General features: G+C 73.4%; 1 pseudogene. It reads left to right on the plus strand.

The annotated features are described in order from the left end of the window. A pseudogene (locus tag WDW90_RS40220) lies at positions 1–252 on the plus strand (hypothetical protein); the annotation flags it as partial.

The following is a 252-nucleotide window of genomic DNA, read 5'->3' on the forward strand; positions in this document are numbered from 1 at the left end:
CACCGCACGGCCGGCGACTTCGAGGAGGCGAGCCGCTCACCGGGCCTGGATCGCAAGACCCGCGAGCTTCTGGCCGCGATGGTGGCGCCTCGCGGTGCGTTGCCGGCGGACGAAGCCCGCAAGCTGGTGGCCACGCTGGCTCGCCCCTCTGAGCAGACCTCCGTGCCTGTGGCCGTACGGGCGGACGCCGCGCCCCTGCGGGTCGTGTATCCCTCTGCCGAGCAGACCCTGGCGGTCCCATCCGCTCGCTAG

This window comes from Methylobacterium nigriterrae, from assembly GCF_037106235.1.
Lineage (GTDB): Bacteria > Pseudomonadota > Alphaproteobacteria > Rhizobiales > Beijerinckiaceae > Methylobacterium > Methylobacterium nigriterrae.